This is a genomic window from Kitasatospora sp. NPDC057500, assembly GCF_042802195.1.
Classification (GTDB): Bacteria; Actinomycetota; Actinomycetes; order Streptomycetales; family Streptomycetaceae; genus Kitasatospora.
In genome coordinates this window covers 1-18,413 of record NZ_JBHVER010000165.1, presented here as the reverse complement: position 1 = coordinate 18,413, position 18,413 = coordinate 1, and the positions used below count along the sequence as shown (strand labels likewise).

18 protein-coding genes are annotated in these 18,413 nt (G+C 75.1%); 7 read left to right on the top strand and 11 right to left on the bottom strand.

Going from position 1 to position 18,413, the window contains the following annotated elements:
• Nucleotides 1–24: 24 nt before the first annotated feature.
• Together ACFU74_RS27955 and ACFU74_RS27950 are read right to left on the bottom strand one after the other, a co-directional pair.
• Nucleotides 25–180, bottom strand: a complete 156-nt coding sequence (locus ACFU74_RS27955; RefSeq protein ID WP_380297911.1) for a DUF6131 family protein — start codon at nucleotides 178–180, stop codon at nucleotides 25–27.
• Between the two features lie 148 nt (nucleotides 181–328).
• The gene (locus ACFU74_RS27950; protein ID WP_380761591.1) at nucleotides 329–628 is read right to left on the bottom strand and encodes a WhiB family transcriptional regulator; all 300 of its coding nucleotides are present in this window, start codon (nucleotides 626–628) and stop codon (nucleotides 329–331) included.
• Nucleotides 629–747: 119 nt separating this feature from the next.
• Between ACFU74_RS27950 and ACFU74_RS27945 the strand changes: the two genes are divergently transcribed.
• Nucleotides 748–936, top strand: a complete 189-nt coding sequence (locus tag ACFU74_RS27945) for a hypothetical protein (RefSeq protein ID WP_380761589.1) — start codon at nucleotides 748–750, stop codon at nucleotides 934–936.
• Here the strand turns inward: ACFU74_RS27945 and ACFU74_RS27940 are convergent.
• A complete protein-coding gene (locus ACFU74_RS27940) occupies nucleotides 914–1,282 on the bottom strand; it encodes an SsgA family sporulation/cell division regulator (RefSeq protein ID WP_380761587.1) in 369 nt (122 codons plus the stop codon). The two genes, ACFU74_RS27945 and ACFU74_RS27940, sit on opposite strands and share 23 nt — an antisense overlap.
• A 233-nt stretch (nucleotides 1,283–1,515) precedes the next feature.
• Between ACFU74_RS27940 and ACFU74_RS27935 the strand changes: the two genes are divergently transcribed.
• Entirely contained in the window at nucleotides 1,516–2,298 is a 783-nt protein-coding gene (locus ACFU74_RS27935) for a hypothetical protein (RefSeq protein WP_380761585.1), read from the top strand.
• A gap of 43 nt (nucleotides 2,299–2,341) precedes the next feature.
• Here the strand turns inward: ACFU74_RS27935 and ACFU74_RS27930 are convergent, their stop codons facing one another.
• From ACFU74_RS27930 to ACFU74_RS27920, 3 genes are all read right to left on the bottom strand, one after another.
• Nucleotides 2,342–2,824: an ATP-binding protein gene (locus ACFU74_RS27930; RefSeq protein ID WP_380761583.1), complete on the bottom strand. Its 483-nt coding sequence runs from the start codon at nucleotides 2,822–2,824 to the stop codon at nucleotides 2,342–2,344.
• 128 nt (nucleotides 2,825–2,952) lie between these two features.
• Nucleotides 2,953–3,348 (bottom strand): STAS domain-containing protein, encoded by a 396-nt coding sequence (locus ACFU74_RS27925; protein ID WP_380761581.1) that lies wholly within the window; start codon nucleotides 3,346–3,348, stop codon nucleotides 2,953–2,955.
• Between the two features lie 115 nt (nucleotides 3,349–3,463).
• Nucleotides 3,464–4,339 carry a SigB/SigF/SigG family RNA polymerase sigma factor gene (locus tag ACFU74_RS27920; RefSeq protein WP_380761579.1) on the bottom strand — a complete coding sequence of 292 codons (876 nt, stop codon included), beginning with the start codon at nucleotides 4,337–4,339 and terminating at the stop codon, nucleotides 3,464–3,466.
• Between the two features lie 242 nt (nucleotides 4,340–4,581).
• On the opposite strand from ACFU74_RS27920, the gene ACFU74_RS27915 reads away from it, so the two are divergent.
• Together ACFU74_RS27915 and ACFU74_RS27910 are read left to right on the top strand one after the other, a co-directional pair.
• The gene (locus ACFU74_RS27915) at nucleotides 4,582–8,055 is read left to right on the top strand and encodes a HAMP domain-containing protein (protein ID WP_380761593.1); all 3,474 of its coding nucleotides are present in this window, start codon (nucleotides 4,582–4,584) and stop codon (nucleotides 8,053–8,055) included.
• Between the two features lie 33 nt (nucleotides 8,056–8,088).
• On the top strand, nucleotides 8,089–10,614 hold the full coding sequence (locus ACFU74_RS27910; RefSeq protein WP_380761577.1) for a SpoIIE family protein phosphatase: 2,526 nt from the start codon (nucleotides 8,089–8,091) through the stop codon (nucleotides 10,612–10,614).
• 56 nt (nucleotides 10,615–10,670) lie between these two features.
• On the opposite strand, the gene ACFU74_RS27905 is transcribed toward ACFU74_RS27910, so the two are convergent.
• The 3 genes from ACFU74_RS27905 to ACFU74_RS27895 form a co-directional block, all read right to left on the bottom strand.
• Nucleotides 10,671–11,768 (bottom strand): chemotaxis protein, encoded by a 1,098-nt coding sequence (locus ACFU74_RS27905; RefSeq protein ID WP_380761575.1) that lies wholly within the window; start codon nucleotides 11,766–11,768, stop codon nucleotides 10,671–10,673.
• 124 nt (nucleotides 11,769–11,892) lie between these two features.
• A complete protein-coding gene (locus ACFU74_RS27900; RefSeq protein WP_380761573.1) occupies nucleotides 11,893–12,393 on the bottom strand; it encodes a DUF1877 family protein in 501 nt (166 codons plus the stop codon).
• 86 nt (nucleotides 12,394–12,479) lie between these two features.
• The gene (locus tag ACFU74_RS27895) at nucleotides 12,480–12,959 is read right to left on the bottom strand and encodes a flavin reductase family protein (RefSeq protein ID WP_380761571.1); all 480 of its coding nucleotides are present in this window, start codon (nucleotides 12,957–12,959) and stop codon (nucleotides 12,480–12,482) included.
• A gap of 231 nt (nucleotides 12,960–13,190) precedes the next feature.
• Between ACFU74_RS27895 and ACFU74_RS27890 the strand changes: the two genes are divergently transcribed.
• Nucleotides 13,191–14,012 carry an alpha/beta fold hydrolase gene (locus ACFU74_RS27890; protein WP_380761569.1) on the top strand — a complete coding sequence of 274 codons (822 nt, stop codon included), beginning with the start codon at nucleotides 13,191–13,193 and terminating at the stop codon, nucleotides 14,010–14,012.
• 54 nt (nucleotides 14,013–14,066) lie between these two features.
• On the opposite strand, the gene ACFU74_RS27885 is transcribed toward ACFU74_RS27890, so the two are convergent.
• Nucleotides 14,067–14,321, bottom strand: coding sequence for a hypothetical protein (locus tag ACFU74_RS27885; protein WP_380761567.1), 255 nt, complete (start codon nucleotides 14,319–14,321; stop codon nucleotides 14,067–14,069).
• Between the two features lie 89 nt (nucleotides 14,322–14,410).
• Between ACFU74_RS27885 and ACFU74_RS27880 the strand changes: the two genes are divergently transcribed.
• Entirely contained in the window at nucleotides 14,411–14,899 is a 489-nt protein-coding gene (locus tag ACFU74_RS27880) for a DUF5680 domain-containing protein (RefSeq protein ID WP_380761565.1), read from the top strand.
• Between the two features lie 42 nt (nucleotides 14,900–14,941).
• Here ACFU74_RS27880 and ACFU74_RS27875 read toward each other — a convergent pair whose 3' ends face one another.
• On the bottom strand, nucleotides 14,942–17,767 hold the full coding sequence (locus tag ACFU74_RS27875) for a hypothetical protein (RefSeq protein ID WP_380761563.1): 2,826 nt from the start codon (nucleotides 17,765–17,767) through the stop codon (nucleotides 14,942–14,944).
• Between the two features lie 230 nt (nucleotides 17,768–17,997).
• On the opposite strand from ACFU74_RS27875, the gene ACFU74_RS27870 reads away from it, so the two are divergent.
• Nucleotides 17,998–18,411 carry a VOC family protein gene (locus ACFU74_RS27870; protein WP_380761561.1) on the top strand — a complete coding sequence of 138 codons (414 nt, stop codon included), beginning with the start codon at nucleotides 17,998–18,000 and terminating at the stop codon, nucleotides 18,409–18,411.
• The last annotated feature ends 2 nt before the right edge of the window (nucleotides 18,412–18,413 follow it).

Here is an 18,413-nt window from a genome sequence, read left to right as displayed (position 1 = left end):
GCCGGGTGCTGCGGCCGGTGGTGGTCAGTAGTAGTGGCGGCGTCCGCCGACGGCGTGGCCGAGGGCACCGGCGACCCACAGCACGAGGCCGATCAGGACGAGGACGATGCCGATGGTCCACAGCACCGAGATGCCGGTGACGAAGCCGATGATGAGGAGTATGACGCCGAGGACGATCACGGATGCCTCCCGGTGGATGCGGACGGGCGGAGCCCCGGAGGGCCGGTGGCCCGCCGTTCTCCGGCCGGGCCCCGGCGCTGCGTGTACCACCCTTCGGGGCGGGCAAACGCGTCCGCCGCGAGTTGCCGTGCAGCGGCCGCGGGCCGCGCTACGCGAGCCGGGGACCCGGTGCGGAGAGGTCCGTGAACAGCGCACGCCGCTCCTCCTCCGTCAGCCCGCCCCACACGCCGTAGGGCTCCCGGGTGGCCAGCGCGTACCGGCGGCACTGCACCCGCACCGGGCAGCGCGCGCAGACCGACTTCGCGTGCTGCTCGCGCTCCTTCGCGGCGGCGCCGCGCTCGTTGACCGGGTGGAAGAAGATGCTGCTGTCGACGCTGCGGCAGGCCCCCTCCAGCTGCCAGTTCCAGTGCTGCTCGGCGGCTCCGGGGAGGCGGGAGATGTCGGTCACGGCGGCCCTTTCCTGACGCGGGACGGCGGTCGGTGTCGACCGGCCGTCTAACCCCGATCCCGGGGTTCATGCCGGACGGCGGCGGGTTTCCGGCGGGGCCGGCGGGGCAGCCGCCGGACATGGACCAGTCGCAGGCACCCGTTCTGGAGGCCCTGGCGGCCTTCCACGCCAACCCCCTCGTCGAGTACCTGCGCAGCGGGCCGGCGGCCGGCATGCTGGTGCCGGACTCGGCCGACCCCGGGCTGGAGAGCCTGCGGGTCGTCGTCGAGGACGCGGACCGACCGGTCACGCGGAGAGCAGATCGCTGATGCAGCGGTCCCAGTCGATGCGGTCGGACTCGGAGCCGACGGGGACCAGCCGACCGGTGGCGCGCAGGAAGCGGGCGAGCGGGCGCGTCGGCGCCTTCAGCAGCGCGACGCCGTCCCGGCAGCCCAGCGCGATGAACACGTGCTCGCCGGTGCCGCTCGGCTCGATGTGGACGTCGCCCTCGCCGACCGGCCCGCGCAGCCCGGCCGCCAGCAGGTCGCGGGCCACCACCCAGACGGCGCCCTCGTCGGCCCCGAAGTCCAGTCGGACGGCGAACGGGTCGCCGCTCTCGTAGCGGCACCCGACGTGCAGGTCCCGCCCCTGTGCCTCGCCCGTGATCAGACGCATGCTCAGCTGTGCCACCATCGATTCCGACATCGGCCTCGCCCTCCCGCGACTCGTGCCGTCGAACGCTGTGCGCACCGTCTGCCCCGGCGCTCCCCGGTCATGCCACGGAATCGGCGCCCGCGCCACCCGGGAGGGCCCGGGGCCGTCGGTGTCCGCACGGAGCGGGGCGGTCACGCACGGTTCGCCCGGGTATCGCACGATTCCGCCCGCCGCCGAGCGGGCAAGCAAGGCGTATGGACGACAGGCGCAACCCCGAGGTGGACGCCGCGGTCGGCCGTGCGGACGCGCGGCGGCTGACGGACGAGCTGCGCGCGGCGGTGGCGGAGCCCCGCACCGCCGCGCTGGTACTGACCCGGCGGGTGCGCGCCGCGCACCGGGGCCGGGTGTGGACGGCGCTGGGCCATCCCTCCTGGGACGCCTACGCCATGGCCGAACTCGGTGTCCCGCGGCCGACCGCCTACCGGCTGCTGGACCTCGCGGACACCGCCGGCGTGATCGAGGAGACGGTGGCCCGGGAGGCCGGGCCCTCGCTCGCCCACTCCTGGGACAGCTGGGCGGTGCTGGACGTGCGGGCGGTGGTGGACCTGCGCGGCCGCATGGCGGAGCTGTCCGACCTGCTCGCCGAGCGCCTGGGCCAGCTGCGCGCGGAGCCCGGCGAGGAGCCCCGGGAGCCCGCCCGGGTCGCCGCCGCCGTCGCCGACGCGGTCGCCGAGCTGTGCGAGAGCCCGGACGTGCCGCCCGCCGATCTGCGCCGCGTCCCCGGGCCCGACGGGATGGACGTCGAGGCCTGGCGCAGCGTGGTCGCCGAGGGGCTGGACGTGCAGAAGCGGCTGCGCGGCGGCTACCGCGAGCTGGGGCTGCTGGCCCTGCGGGTGGCGCCGGGCTACGTCTCGGACCATGACGCCGAGACGGTGCTGCACCGGCTCGGCGAGGAGATCGGCAGCACCTTCGACGAGCTACTGGCCTGCCGCCGCTACGCGCTCACCGGCGACGCCCGCGCGGTCGAGGGCCTGTGAGCCGGGAACGCGCTTCCGGCACGTCCGGCCGCCTCCGGCGCCTTCAGCCGCCGTGCAGGAAGCGCGCGGCGTCGACCTCGGCCCAGATCGTCTTGCCCTGGGCGTGCGGCTCGGCGCCCCAGCGGTCGGCGGTCCGCTCCACGATGAACAGTCCGTGACCGCCGGGCAGCGCCGGGTTGTGCGGCTGGCGCGGGGTCGGCATGACGGGGCTGCGGTCGCTGACCTCGACCCGCAGCCGCGATCCGTCGACGTCCAGCACCATCTCCAGCGGGCCGTCCCCGTGCAGCATCGCGTTGGCGACCAGCTCCGCCGCCAGCAGCACCACGTCCTCGGCGGTCTCGTCGCGGGCACCCGGGCCGACGGCGGCCGGGTACCAGTCCGCGAGCGCCCCGGCGGTGAAGCTCCTGGCGTGGGCGACCGGTTTGGGGAGCCCGGCCAGGGTCAGCCGGCGGCGCTGGCCGCCCGGGGGTGCCACGGGTCCGGCCTGCTGGGGTTCTCCGTCCAGGGTTCCCCGGCTCAGCGTCATAGGAGGGCACCCTTTCGGATCGACGGCGTTTTCCGCATGGTCGGTTTCCCGGCGGTTCCGGAATTATGCCTGCCGCCGGGCCGGACGGCACCGAACCGGCGCGTGTCCGGTCCGGCGCGCGTCACGGCTCATCCCGCGAGGGCGTCGCCGACCGACTCGTGGATGGCGAACACCGTCCGCGCCCCGGTCAGGTCGAGGACCCGCATGACCGTGGCCGGGACGGCGGCGAGTCGCAGCTCCAGGCCCGCCCGCTCCGCCGCCAGGCGGGTGCGCAGCAGGACGTTCAGGCCGGAGGAGTCGCAGAACCCCACTCCCCGGAGGTCGATCACCACGGCCGCGGGCCGTTGGGCGACCAGTTCGGCGAGGGTGTCGGCGGCCGGGGCCAGCGTCTCCACGTCGAGGTCTCCGGCCAGGGCGCAGACCACTGCGCCGTCGGGTCCGGAGCGGGTTTCCACCACCAGCTCCGGACGCGGTTGGGAGGCCGCGAGCACGGTCTCTCCCCGGTCGTTGTCGGATGGCATCATCGTCGTTCCCCTCCATGTCCGTGCCTTCCGACCATACGGAGATCATGCCCGTCGGCCAAGTGAGGGAGGGACGATCGGGGCTGTGGCGCCCTCCGGACCCGCACCACCCCCGCGGTCAGGCTGCTTCCATCCCCTGCCGCAGTTGTCGCAGCGTCCGGCTCAGGAGCCGCGAGACGTGCATCTGCGAGAGGCCGAGGCGGGCACCGATCTGGGACTGCGTCATGTCCTCGCAGAAGCGCATGGAGAGGATCAGCCGCTCGCGCTCCGGCAGGGCGGCCACCAGGGGCTTGAGTGCGACCAGGTCCTCCACGAGGTCGAGTTCCCGGTCGTCCTCGCCGAGGTGGCCGGCCAGCGGACCGGGGCCGTCGCCGTCCTCGCCGCTGCCGCCGTCCAGGGTGCCCGCGGTGTGGCCGTTGGCGGCGGTCAGGCCCTCGACGACCTCGTCCTGGCCGATCCCGACGTGCTCGGCCAGTTCGGCCACGGTCGGGGCGCGGTCCAGCCGCTGGGCGAGGCGTTCCTGGGCCTTGGCCAGGGTGATCCGCAGCTCCTGGAGGCGGCGCGGGACGTGGACGGCCCAGGTGGTGTCGCGGAAGTGCCGCCGGATCTCGCCGAGCACGGTCGGCAGCGCGAAGGTGGTGAACTCCACGCCGAGTTCGGGGTCGAAGCGGTCGATGGCCTTGATCAGGCCGACTGCGCCGACCTGGAGGAGGTCCTCCTTGGGCTCGCGGTGCGAGTCGAAGCGGCGGATCGCGAACCGTACCAGCGAGAGGTTCATCTCGACCAGCGTGGAGCGGACGTAGGAGTACTCCCGGGTCCCCTCCTCCAGCGTCGCCAGGCGGCGCAGCAGCACCTTGGTGAGTTCGCGGGCGTCCGCGGGGGCGACCTCGCGCGGGTCCTCCACGGCCGCCAGTTCGGGCGCCAGCAGGTCGCGCAGCGCCGTCGTGGTCGACGCAGCGGCGGAAACGAGCAGTTCACCGGTGGGGGCCACCATGGGAGTCCTTCCGTCGTGTCGGCACGGTCCTGCGCCCGCTACCCCGGATGCGCGAAAGGATGCAGTCGCCGTCTGTGAAGGTTTCGCGGAGGCTGCCGGACGGGCGACGGAGCGGCGGGACCCTTGAAAGGTTGCCTCAGGCACCAACTGTTTTTCAACCGCCGTAAGGGGTGGGGTAGCCTCCGTGGCGATACCACCGCGTCCGGGGACCGGTCCGCAGACCCGTTCCCGCGGCGCCCAGGATCGGAGGCGAGCATTCGATGGCCGGCCCCACCACGTTCCACGGCCCGCAGCACGACCAGAACGGAGCGCCCGACACGGCACGCGTGGGCGAACCCGAACTGCGGTTGCTCCTCGCGGGGTTGACGGCGGTGCGGGACGGCGACTTCGGCACCGAGCTGCCGGACGACGCGGACGGGCTGCTGGGCGAGATCGCCACCGTGTTCAACGGCATGGTCGACCAGCTGTCCCGGTTCACCTCCGAGGTGACCCGGGTGGCCCGCGAGGTCGGCACCGAGGGCCGGCTCGGCGGCCAGGCCCAGGTGCCGGGCGTCTCGGGCTCCTGGGCGGACCTCACCGACTCGGTCAACGCGATGGCCGGCAACCTCACCACCCAGGTGCGCGACATCGCCCAGGTGGCCACCGCGGTCGCCAAGGGCGACCTGTCGCAGAAGATCACCGTGGACGCCCGGGGCGAGATCCTGGAGCTGAAGAACACCGTCAACACCATGGTGGACCAGCTGTCCTCGTTCGCCGGGGAGGTGACCCGGGTGGCCCGCGAGGTCGGCACCGAGGGCATCCTCGGCGGCCAGGCCGACGTGAAGGGCGTCTCCGGGACCTGGCGCGACCTGACCGACTCGGTGAACTTCATGGCCGGCAACCTCACCGGCCAGGTCCGGGCGATCGCCCAGGTGGCCACCGCGGTGGCCGGCGGCGACCTCTCGCAGAAGATCACGGTCAACGCGCGCGGCGAGATCCTGGAGCTGAAGGAGACCATCAACACGATGGTCGACCAGCTCAGCTCCTTCGCCGACGAGGTCACCCGGGTGGCCCGCGAGGTCGGCTCCGAGGGGCGGCTCGGCGGCCAGGCCCAGGTGGAGGGCGTCTCCGGCACCTGGAAGCGGCTGACCGAGAACGTCAACCGGCTGGCCGGCAACCTCACCCGGCAGGTCCGCTCGATCGCCGAGGTGACCAGCGCCGTCGCGGCCGGAGACCTCACCCGCTCGATCACCGTGGACGCCTCCGGCGAGGTCGCCGACCTCAAGGACAACGTCAACTTCATGGTGCAGTCGCTGCGCGAGACCACCCGCGCCAACGAGGAGCAGGACTGGCTCAAGACCAACCTGGCCCGCTTCTCGGCGCTGATGCAGGGCCGGCGCGACCTGGTGGTCGTCGCCGAGTCGGTGATGGACGAACTCGCCCCGCTGGTCTCCGCGCAGTGCGGCGCCTTCTACCTCGCCGAGGAGGGCCCCGAGGGCACGGTGCTGCAACTGGTCGGCTCCTACGCGTTCCCCGACGGCGAGCGCCCGACCCGCTTCCGGCTGGGCGAGTCCTTCGTCGGCCAGGCGGCGCGCAGCCGGCGGACCATCACCGTCGACTCGCTGCCGCCCGACTACCTGGCCGCCTCCTCCGGCCTCGGCCGCACCGGCTCGCTGTCGCTGGTGGTGCTGCCGATCGTGGTCGAGGAGCAGGTCCTCGGCGTCATAGAGCTGGCCTCCGTGCAGCCGTTCACCCAGGTCCACCGGGACTTCCTCGACCAGCTGATGGAGACCATCGGCGTCAACGTCAACACCATCATCGCCAACGCCCGGACCGACGAGCTGCTCGGCGAGTCCCAGCGGCTGACCGCCGAACTCCAGGCCCGCTCCGAGGAGTTGCAGGCACGCCAGGAGGAGCTCCAGGCCTCCAACGCGGAACTGGAGGAGAAGGCCGAGCTGCTGGCCGCACAGAACCGCGACATCGAGGCCAAGAACCTCCAGATCGAGCAGGCCCGCCAGGAGCTGGAGGACCGCGCCCACCAGGTCTCGCTGGCCTCCACCTACAAGAGCGAGTTCCTGGCCAACATGAGCCACGAGCTGCGCACCCCGCTCAACAGCCTGCTCATCCTGGCCCAGCTGCTCGCCCAGAACCCCACCCGGAACCTGACCGCCAAGCAGGTCGAGTACGCGGGCATCATCCACTCGGCCGGCTCCGACCTGCTCCAGCTCATCAACGACATCCTCGACCTGTCCAAGGTCGAGGCGGGCAAGATGGACGTCAACGTCGAGGCGGTGCCGCTGCGCGCGCTGCTCGACTACGCGGAGGCCACCTTCCGCCCGATGACCGGCCAGAAGAACCTCGCCTTCGCGGTCCAGACGGTCGACGGCGTTCCGGCCGAACTCGCCACCGACGACTACCGGTTGCGCCAGGTGCTGCGCAATCTGCTCTCCAACGCGGTCAAGTTCACCGAACAGGGCCGGATCGAGCTGCGCATCGAGCCCGCCACCACCGCCGAACTCCCCGACGGCGTACGGCGCGACGGCGGCCCGGTGCTCGCCTTCCGGGTGAGCGACACCGGCATCGGCATCGCGCCCCAGCACCTGGAGACCGTCTTCGGCGCCTTCCAGCAGGCCGACGGCACCACCAGCCGCAAGTACGGCGGGACCGGTCTCGGCCTGTCGATCAGCCGGGAGATCGCCTGCCTGCTCGGCGGCGCGATCACCGTGGAGAGCACCATCGGCCGGGGCAGCACCTTCACCCTCTACCTCCCCGCCAGCCGGCCCGACGCGGCCGGCCCGGCCGACCGCGCGCCGCGCCGCACTCCGAGCCGCGCCCCGGAGCCGGCCGGGACTCCCGGCCACCACCCCGACGACCGGGCGGCGGCCGAGGGGCCGCGCCGGCTGCTGGTGGTGGAGGGCCGCCCGAACGGCCTGCTCTCCCTGGTGGCGGAGAACGCCGTGGCCGACCTCGCCCGCTACGCCGGCGGGCGGCGCCAGGTCGAGATCGTCACCGCGGTCGGCGCCCAGGAGGCCGCCACCGCGCTGGCCACCTCGCCGTGCCACTGCGTGGTGCTGGAACTCGACCTGCCCGACGGCACCGCGGCGCGGTTCCTGGAGGAGATGGAGCGCGACCCGGCGCTGCACGCCGTCCCGGTGCTGGCGCACCACAACCGGGGCGTCGGCGCGCAGGACGAGCAGGCCGTCCGCCGGGACCGCGGCCGTCCGCTGGAGTTCCTGTCCAGCCTGGACGAGCTGCGCGAACGCGTCGCGCTGCACATGAGCGCCGACCGCCCCGGCGCGGTGCTGCCGCTGGTGCGCGACAGCGAGCGGGACGCCGGGTGGAGCCCGCAGGCCGATCCGACGCTGGCCGGGCGCACCGCGCTGGTGGTGGACGACGACGACCGCAACCTCTACGCGCTCACCAGCATCCTGGAGCTGCACGGCCTGCGGGTGCTCCAGGCGGAGAACGGCCGGGCGGCGCTGGAGGCGCTGGCCGCCCACCCGGGGATCGACGTCATCCTGATGGACGTGATGATGCCGGAGATGGACGGGTACACGGCCACCGCGGCGATCCGCGCGATGCCCGAGCACGAGGGGCTGCCGATCATCGCCGTGACCGCCAAGGCGATGATCGGCGACCGGGAGAAGAGCCTCGCCTCGGGTGCCAGCGACTACATCACCAAGCCGGTCGAGCCGGCCGAGGTGATCGGCCGCATCAGGCACCACCTGACCCGGTAGTCCACCCGCCGCCCGACCCCAGGAGCCAGCACCGTGCAGCAGCCGCAGGATCCGCCGGCCGCGGACCGTCCCGCGCCGTCCGAGGGCGGCGCCCCGAGGGTCGCCCCGCAGCACGGGCCGGCTCCGGCCGGCGCTCCGGACGGCCGGCAGGCGACGGAGGCCGGCCGGGAGGCCACCGCGGTCGGCCGGCTGGCCGGCACCGTGGAGCGGCTGCGGCTGGAACTGGACCGCGCCCAGGCCCACTCGGCGGGCCGGGCCGTGGTCGAGATGGGCGTCGGCGTCCTGGTCGAGCGCCTGCGCTGCGGGCCCACCGAGGCCGCCGGGCAACTGGAGAGCCTCGCCGAGCAGGCCGGGGTGTCGACCCTGGCGCTCGCCGCCGACCTGGTCAACCAGGCCGCCGCGGACCAGATCTCGGCGCTCGCCCGGGCGTTCGTCGAGGAGGCGGCCGTCCCCCCGGAGCAACCGGGGCGACCGGGCGGACCGGACCGGGCGGACCGGACCGCCGAACCCGCCGAGCCGATGGCCGTGCGGCTGCGGAGCACCGAGGCGGACGCCCTGGCGGGCGGCGACGCCGCGGCGGCGGCCCGCGCCATGCTGGACCACGCGCTGCGCCCGCTCGGCGTGGCGGCCGTCGCGGTCTGGGCCGCGCACCCGGACCTCTCGCTGTCGCTGGCCGGGAGCGCCGGCTTCCACGAGGAGGAGGCCCTGCGCTGGCGCCACGTGCCGCCGGGCGTGCCGACCCCGGCCCGCCGGGCCCTGGACGAGCGGGCGGCGGTCGGCTACCCGACGCTCGCCGAGGCCTCACTGCCCTCGGTCGGCCAGCACGAGATCCGCGGCGGGCGGCTGGCCGTCCCGGCGGGCAAGGGCGGACGGCTGATCGGCGTCCTGGAACTCTGCTGGCACGAACGACTGCCCGAGCAGTCCCAGCCGCTGCAACGGCAGTTCGAGGCGCTCGCCGAGGTGGCCGCCGCCACCCTGGAGTCCGGCGGCGAACCGGAGCCGCACGCACCGGACCCCGCCGACTCCCGGTTCGAGGAGCTGCGCCGGCTGACCGACGGCCTGCTCGACCCGTGCATGATCCTGCGGGTCGCGCCGGACGCCGACGACCTGCCGCCGCCGTTCGTGATCCGGCACGTCAACCCGGCCTTCGTGGACTTCGCCGGCCGCCCCACCGGCGCCATCGCCGGCGCCCGGCTGCTGGAGGCGTACCCGCTGGCGGCCGAACCGGGCGGCCTGGCCGAGAAGGTCGAGCACGTCTTCGCCACCGGCGAGCCGTTCCGCACCCCGGACCTGCGGCTCGCCGCGCTGGTCGACGGCGTGCCGCTGGTCACCCGGGCACAGGTGAGCATCAGCCGCCACGGCGGCCATCTGGCGGTGGTCTGGCGACTTGACGACGGCACCCCGCGGGTGGCCCGGCTCCTCCAGCACGCGCAGCGCCTCGGGCGGATCGGCGGCTTCGAGGAGGACCTGCGCACCCGCCGGATCGTCTGGAACGACACCCTGTTCGAACTGCACGGGCTGCCGCCCGGCGCGCCGCCGATCGCCCTCGACCAACTCCCCGACCACGCCCACCCGGACGACCGGCACGCCATCGGGCGGTTCCTGCGCACCCTGCTGCACCACCACCGCCCGGCGTCCACCGCCTTCCGGCTGCAACGCCCCGACGGCGTCACCCGGCACATCCGGGTCGTCGCGGAGCCGGTGTCGGGGCCGGGCAGCGGGCTGCGCACCGTGCGCGGCGCCTACCAGGACATCTCCGCCCAGCACTGGACGGAGGTCGCGCTCGCCGCCACCCGTGACCAGCTCGCCCAGAGCGAGCAGCAGGCGGCCGAGCGCAGCCGGCTCGCCCTCCAGCTCCAGCACGCGATCATGCCGCCGGCGCACGGCCCGCTGGACCTGCCGGACCTGCGGGTCGGGGTGCGCTACCGCCCGGCGGAGAAGGGCCATCTGGTCGGCGGCGACTGGTACGACGCCCTGCCGCTGCCGTCGGGGGACGTGCTGCTGTGCGTGGGCGACGTCGCCGGCCACGGCATCGAGGCCGCCACCGGGATGGTCGCCCTGCGCAACGCGCTGCGCGGCCTGGCCGCGACCGGGGCGGGGCCGGCCCAGCTGCTGGGCTGGCTGAACAGCGTCACCCACCATCTGACCGACCAGGTCACCGCGACCGCCGTCTGCGGCCTCTACCGGCCCGGGTCGCGCCGGCTGCGCTGGGCGCGCGCCGGACACCCGCCGCCGGTGCTGCTGCGCGGGGCCCGGGCGAGCACCCTGCCGCAGCTGGGCGGCATCCTGCTCGGCGCCGTCGACCAGGCCGACTACGCGGAGGGCGAGCTGGTCCTGGAGCCCGGCGACCGGCTGGTGATGTACACGGACGGGCTGATCGAGCGCCGCGACGAGTCCTTCCAGGCGTCGCTGACGGGCCTGATGGCGCTCGCCGAGCAGGCCTGCGACACGGCGGCGGGCGGCGCGGACGGTCTGGAGGAGCACCTGGACCACCTGCTGCGCTACAGCAACGCCGACACGGACGACGACACCTGCCTGGTGGGGATCGCCGTCCGGTAAGCCGCCCCCGGGGGAACACCCCGGGAACGCCCGCGGCGCCGGCGCCGCCCGGGCCGTCAGTAGCGCAGGACGGCGGCGATCCGTCCGGCGTCGGACAGGGTGCCGTCGGGCACGAAGCTCACCCGGCCGCCGGTGTCGAGGGTGCGCTCGACGACCTCGTCGACGATGTCCTCGCGCGCGCCGGACTCCTCGGCCGCCGCCGGCACCAGGTGCGCGCCGTCGTCGCGGACGGTGGTGCGGAAGTTCTCCTCGACCACCAGCCGGCCGAGCCGGCCCTCGCCGGCGGCCCGCCAGACCTCGTCCAGGCCGGCCGCGAAGGTCTGCCGGCCGCGCGCCGCGTCGAGCTGGGCGAGCGCCTCGGTGGTCTCGCGCTCGGCGTGGGCGCGCACGGCGGACTCGACCGCCTTGCGGACCGCCTCGCCGTCCGCCTGGGCGAGGCCGCCGTGCGGGAGCTGCTCGGTGGCCTCCTTGGCGATCGGGCCGACGGCGTCCAGCAGGGCGAGCGCGGCGGCCTGGCCGGTCACGTAGAGCGGGCGGCGGTCGGCGGCGAGCAGCTTGCCGACGGCCGTGTCGGCCTGCCGCAGGAAGGTCTTGGTCTCCTCGTCGCGGAAGGTGCTGGGCGTGTCGCCGATCTGCTCCTGCCGCTCGGGGTCGGGGTTGTCGAAGACCCGCACCAGCGGGAAGCCGTGCTCGCGGTCCTCGGTGACCCGCTCCTGGTCGCCGCTCCACAGCACCACCCGGTCGGCGGCCACCGCGAGCACCCAGTAGGGACGTTCGGCGGCCTGTGCGGCGACCAGGTTGCGGGTCAGGTAGGTGTCCGACAGCACCACCCGGGCGGGCGCGGGGCGCGCGAGCGACCAGACCTGGTGCTCACCGGGGGCGGCGAGGATGGCCAGGCCGTCCTCGGCGTGCACCAGGTCGACCTCGGCGAGGGCCCGGTCGAGCTGCTCCAGCACATTGATCCGGTCCGCGCGGGAGACCTCGGGGTCGGCCTGGACCCTCTCCTTGGCCTCGGCCAGCAGGTTGCGCAGCCGGACCGGGTCCTGCGCGTTGTCCGGCTCCCGGCGGTGCGTGGGCATCAGGATCGACACCGCCGGATACGGCCTCGGCCGGCGCAGCTCGGCGAGGACGGCGGGGCTGGGGGCACGCTGCATGGAGACCCTTCCCGAAGGCGGCTCGGCCTTCTTTGCGTGGACACGCCGGACCGGGACTGCTCCCGAATATCCGTAATGTCCTCAATGTACCGACATGCCCCTTTCCCTGCCGCCCGTCGCCGGGTCACTCGATCCACACCAGCAGCCCGTGCCGACGGGTCGCCACCGCCCGGACGAAGTCCGACAGCGCCCGGTACTCGGCCGTCACCAGGTGCAGCGAGTCCTCCTCCGCCCACCGGCCCTGCGGGTACACCCGCGCCTCGGCCAGGTCCGCCGCCCGGACCCCCTCGACCAACCTGCCCGGGTCCAGCTCCGCGAGCGCCCCGGCGGCGAGCGCGACCCGCTCCGGGGCGATCCGGCACGGCGGCCCGTAGCCCCAGTCCTCCGCGCCCGGCAGCTCCCCCTCGCCGTGCACGAGGTCGACCGGGAACCCCCGGCGGCGCAGCAGGAAGTCCAGCGCCTGCCAGGCCGTTCCGGTCCCGTGCAGCCGCGCCCAGCCGCCCGCCCGCTCGCCGCCGGCCGCCTCGTCCAGCTCCTCGACGAATCCCAGGGCCCACTCCGGCTCCCGCTCGGCCCGATCCAACTCCCCGGCGCTGAGCCGCAGGTAACGCCCGATCATGCTCATGGCCCCGAGCCTAGGCCGGGCCACCGACACCGCCCGGCCGGCGGCAGCCGTCAACCGCCCCGGCCGGGCGCCCGGTCGGCGCGGGATCAGGCCGGGTGGCCGGCGTCGATGTCGGCGACGTCGCGGTAGGAGAGCACCGGGACGGCGCCCGCGGGCGGGGCGCCGGCGGCTACCGGGGCCAGCAGCAGGCCCGTGTGGTCCCCCCAGTCGGCGCAGTCCAGCACCCGGCCGACGAACCAGGCGGGCGCCTCCGCGAGCACCGGCACCCCGTAGGGCCCGTGGTACCACTCGACGGCCGCGAACTTGTCGGTGTCGTCGCCGCTGCGGCCGCCGAACAGCGCGGCCAGCCCGTGCCCGTACGGCAGCAGGTGGACGCCCAGCGCGTCGGCGGCGAGGGCCGTGTCGTAGGTGTGGTTCGCCTTGGAGATCCACACCACGAACCGCGCGGGGTCGATCGAGCACTGGCCCGCGAAGCCGACCAGGCACCCGGCCGGCGGCGGGCCGGGCGCGGTGACCACGTAGACGGGGTAGTCGAGCAGGGCCGTGAAGCCGTCGAAATCGCCCATGCCACCAGCCTAGGAACGGGCCGGGCGGTTCGCACCCGGCCGGATTTCCCGCGCCCCGGGGGGACATGCCCCGTACCGCACGGCACTTGCCTGACGGTGCACGGAAGGCGCCACGGCCGTGCCTGCCGCCGCTTCGCCGGTCATGCTGGGAACCAGTCGGCCGCAACGCCCCGAGCGCGTACCCGGACCGGCGTCCACTCCCTGCTCGAATAGCTCGACCGAAAGGCCGTCATGCCCTTCATCACCCTCTCCGACGGTTCCCAGAAGTTCTACAAGGACTGGGGCATCGGACGGCCCGTCGTCCTGTCGCACGGCTGGCCGCTGAACGCCGACGCCTGGGAGAACCAGGCGGTGGCCCTCGCCTCGGCCGGATTCCGGGTGATCGCCCACGACCGGCGCGGCCACGGCCGCTCCACCCAGACGTGGGACGGCAACCACATGGACCAGTACGCCGACGACCTGGCCGAGCTGCTCGACCAGCTCGACCTCACCGACGCGGTGCTGGTCGGCCACTCCACCGGCGGCGGCGAGGTCGCCCGCTTCCTCGGCCGGCACGGCAGCGCCCGGGTGCGCAAGGCCGTCCTGCTGGGCGCCGTCCCGCCGCTGATGCTGCGCACCGAGGCCAACCCCGAGGGCACCCCGCTGGAGGCCTTCGACGGCATCCGGGCGGGTGTCGCCACCGACCGCTCGCAGTTCTACTACGAGCTGAGCGAGGCCTTCTACGGCTACAACCGCCCCGGTGCCGCGGTCTCCGAGGGCAAGCGCCGCGAGTTCTGGCTGCAGGGCATGCAGGCCGGCCTGAAGAACGCGCTGGACTGCGTCGAGGCGTTCTCGGAGACCGACTTCACCGAGGACCTCAAGAAGATCGACATCCCGGTGCTGGTCGCGCACGGTGACGACGACCAGATCGTCCCGATCGCCGCCTCCGCCCAGAAGGCCGTCAAGCTGCTCCCCCAGGGCACCCTGAAGATCTACGCGGGCGCGCCGCACGGCCTGACCGGCGCGTTCGAGGCCGAGTTCACCAAGGACCTGGTCGCCTTCGTCGCCTCCTGACCGTCCCTCCCGGCCCGGTCCCGGACGCTTCGAGGCGCCCGGGCCGGTCGGACGTCAGCGGCCCGACAGGCGTTCGGCCAGGGCCCGCACGCCCTCGGAGCCGGTCGCCGCCCCCAGCTCCCCGAGCAGCCCCAGCACCGCCGCGTACTCGCCGCGGGTCAGGGTCACCGGCGCGCCCTCGGCGGCCAGCCCGGCCTCGATCGCGGCCTCGGCGGCCTCGTCGAGGCCGGGCCCGACCGACAGGCTGCCGGTCTGGACCACCCGTCCGGCGATGTGCACCGTCCCGGTGATGCTGTTCGTAACCTCCATCGTCACGCCCCCTTCGTCGAATCACGGTCTGCTGCCCGCAGCCTATGCCCGCCGCCCGGTTGTCGGTGCCGGATGGTAGGACACCGCGCATGCGTATCGATCCCACTTCCACCGATCCGGCGTCCGGCGAGCTGAACGCCTTCGTGGTCCGCGCCAAGGCGGCGACCTACGCGGGCGGCCGCGGCCAGGTCGCGCCGTCCCGCGCGGGCTCGCACGACCTGGCGTACCGCGAGGGCGAACTCGTCTACCGGGACAGCTACTTCGGCGGCACCGACTTCCTCGGGCAGGAGACCGTGCACCTCGGGCAGCGACCGGTCTGGGCCATGAACTACCACGGGTACCTGCTCACCGACGGCATCACGGCCTTCGCCGCCGGCGAGACCGTCAAGGCGGCGCTGACCGCCCTCTACGCCGAGGGGCGCTTCCTCGGCGGCTTCCGGTACACCGTCGGGGAGTACCGGTACGTCGACGAGCCGACCGGGGACGTCGACCGCTTCCGGGGCGTCGAGCACATCCTGACCGCCGCCGGCGAGCGCGCCTACGAACTGCGCTACCACGGCGGGCGGATCCTCGACTGAGCCGTGCGGGCGCCCGGTCGCCGAAGGACACCGGGCGCCCGCTCAACGCTGCTCGCCCGCGCGGAGTTCGGCGGCGATCCGGCGCCGGCCGGACACCAGCGCCTCCAGCACCACGGCGGCGCAGACCAGCAGTGCCAGGACGGCGGCGGGGCGCAGCACCGGCACCGCCAGCGGGGCCAGGGCGTCGTCCACCGCGGCGCCGACCAGCAGCGAGAGGTCGAACGCCGGTCCGAGCAGGGCCACCGCCGCCGTCGCGACCACGGCTCCGCCGGCCACTGCGGCCAGGGTCTGCGGGACGGTCTCCGCGATGATCAGGATCAGGCCCTGACGGGGGCGCAGGCCCATGGTGCGCAGCCGGGCGAGCAGCACCGCGCGGTCGGGCGTGGCCCGCAGGACGGTCAGCAGGACGGCGAGCAGGGCGAATCCGGTGCCGGCGGCGGCCGCGGCGCGGAACAGCCGCACGGTGGAGTGCTGGAGGGGGTCGGCGGCGAGCCTGGCGCCCACCTCGTGGCTGGTGCGCACCCGGTAGCCGTCGGGGATGCCGTCCGGTTCCCGGCTGACCTCCCTGGCCTCCTCGCGCAGGAGTTCGGCGAGGCCGGTGGCGTCGGCGAGGCCGCTGTGGGTGAAGAGCGTGCGCAGTCGCTCGCCGTCGACGTCGCCGACGGCGAACCAGTTGTCGGCGCGGGCGAGTTCCGGCAGCCGCGCGGCGGCGGGGCCGACCGGCAGCACGATGAACTCGCGGATCGCCTCGGGCAGCGCGGGGGTGGCGGCGACGCTGCCGACGACGGTGGCGAGCAGTTCGCCGCCGGGGGTGCGCAGCCGCTGCGGGCCGGCCGGGAGCCGCTCGGCGAGGCCGGGGCTGACCAGGGCGGGCACCGGGGCGTCGGGGCCGCCGGGCGGCGCGGCCAGGAGGGCGGGGTCGAAGGGCCCGGCGCCGACGGTGCGGGCGATCTCGGCGTAGGCCCGGGGTTCGACCACCACGGCGGTGGTCTGGACGGCGAGCCGGCCGGCGCCGAGGACGTAGGTCTGCCGTTCGATCCGGACGGGGCTCGCGGCGCGGACGCCGGGCAGTGCGGCGGCGGCCGTGAGGAACGGTTCGGGCAGCGGCGCGTCGGGCGGGACGAGGACCGCGGCGTCGCCGCCGACCGCCGTGCGGGCGGCGCGCAGCCGGGCGCCGTCGACGGTGTCGAGCACGGTGGCCCCGAAGCCGGCGGTGGTGACGGCGAGCAGCAGGGCGAGTGTCGCCAGCACGGCGGGCCGGCGGTGCCCGGCCGGGTCGCGGGCGGTCCTGGCGAGGCCGAGGAAGCCGATCAGGCCGCGGCCGCGCCGGGCGGCGGCGGCGAGCCGGCCGACCAGCCACGGCTGGACGCGGGCCAGCAGGAGGCCGCCGGTGAGCGCGACCAGCGGCGGTGCGGCGACCAGCAGCGGGTCCGGTCCGGCGCCGGGCGGGGCGGCGCCCCGGCGGCGGACCTCGGCCACGGCCGCGGCGGTGACGGCGAGGACGAGGAGTTCGCCGACGATCCGGCGCCGGGCGCGGGTCCCCCGGCCCCCGGCGGGCCCGGGCCGGGCGAGCAGCACGGCGGCGCGCACCGGCAGGGCCAGCAGCGCGAGCAGCGTGGCGGCCCCGGCGGCGAGGACGGCCGCCGTCCAGCGCGGGGCGGGCAGCAGGAGCAGGGCGAGCGCGGCGCCGGCGACGGCGGCCGGCAGCACGGTGACGGCGTTCTCGCCGAGCAGCCGCAGCAGGATGCCGGTGCGTGAGCCGCCGCGGGCCTGGAGCAGCCGGAGTTCGGCGGCGCGCCGGTCGGCGGCGAGGGCGGCGGCCAGGCAGAGCACCACGGCGGCGACGCCGGCCACCCCGGCCGGGCCGATGGCCGCGAGCGGGGCGGTGGCCCGGTGACGGGTGGTGGCGTCGGCGAGCACCTCGGGCAGCAGGCTGGTGAGGCTCAGGTCGGGGCGGCCGGCCGCCGTGGCGGCTTCGACGGCGCCGGGTCCGGCCAGGTAGGAGCCGACGCCGGAGCGCAGGTCGGCGAGCCGGTCGGCGCGCAGGGCGTGCGGGTCGAGGGGCAGGCGCCAGAAGTCCTCGCCGCCCCCGCCCCAGGCGAGCAGCGCGGGGAGGCCGTCGTCGCCGACGACGCCGGCGGTCTCCCAGCGGACGCCGCCGCCGTCGAGGGTCTTCAGGCAGGCGCGTTCGGGGCAGGGGAGGTCCTGCCAGAAGCGCTCGCGGGGGTCGTCGGCCCGGTAGAGGCCGACGATCCGGACCCGGGCCGGGGCGCCCCGGGCGGGGCCGTCCTCGGCGGGGCCGCTGTCGATGACGTCGCCGACCGCGAGCCGGATGCTCTCGGCGGCCCGCCCGCTGACGGCGATCGGCAGCGGTTCCCCCGGCAGCGCCGGTCCCGGCCAGCTGCCCTCGGTCAGCGTGGCGTGCTCGGCGAGGTCGTCCAGGTGGAGCAGGTGCAGTTGCGGGGCGATCCCGCCGGGCCGGTCGTACCCGTCGCCGGGCATCGGCCGGTCGGTCAGGGCGCGGGTGCCGTGGTGCTCGCCGTCCCGGGTGAGCGGGAGGTCCGCGCCGATCCGGTGCACCAGCCGGTCGCGCTGGGCGTCGAGGTCGGCGGCCCGGGTGCCGGGCAGCGGGCGGGCGGTGAGGTGGAGGCTGGTGGCCTTGATGCCGCGGTCCAGGACGAACCTGCCGAGCGCGTCGTCGGCGCCCCGGTCGGCGGCCCGGGGCAGCGCCGCCGCGGTGAACACGGTGGCCAGTGCGAGCACGGCCGTCAGCAGGGCCGCCGCCCGCGCCGAGCGCAGTCGTGTCCGCACCCAGGCCGCGGGCCGGTGGTCGTCACCGTGCCGGCGGGGCCCGCCGTGGTCCAGCATCCCGCTCCTCCCCCGGGCGCCCGGCGCACCGATCAGCGGCCCTCGGTCATCGAATAGCGGACGATGCTGCCAGAAGCGCCCGGGGAACGGAAGGGCCTTCCGGGCAGGGCGGCGTGCGGTCCGGGCAGGTCGCGCGGGTCCCACGGGTCCACGCCGGGGCGTCGGCCCGCCCTTCGGCACGTCATTCCCTACGCTACGGAGCGGACATTCCCCCAGGAAAGGGACCAATCATGCCCTCCATCCTCAATCCGTACATCAACTACACCGGCGACGCCCGGCCGGCCCTGGAGTTCTACCGGGACGTCTTCGGCGGCGAGTTGAAGCTCAACACCTACGGCGAGTTCGGCGGCGGGGACGGCCCGGGCGCCGACCGGATCATGCACGGCATGCTGACGACCCCCGCGGGCTTCACGCTGATGGCAGCCGACACCCCGCCCGGCATGCCCTACACGCCCGGCAACAACATCTCGGTGTCCGTCAGCGGCGACGACGAGGCCGAACTGCGCGGCTACTGGGAGCAGCTGTCCGCCGACGGCACCGTCCTGGTCCCGCTGGAGCGCCAGATGTGGGGCGACGTCTTCGGCATGTGCACGGACCGCTTCGGCATCACCTGGCTGGTCAACATCAACCAGCCGCAGGGCTGAGG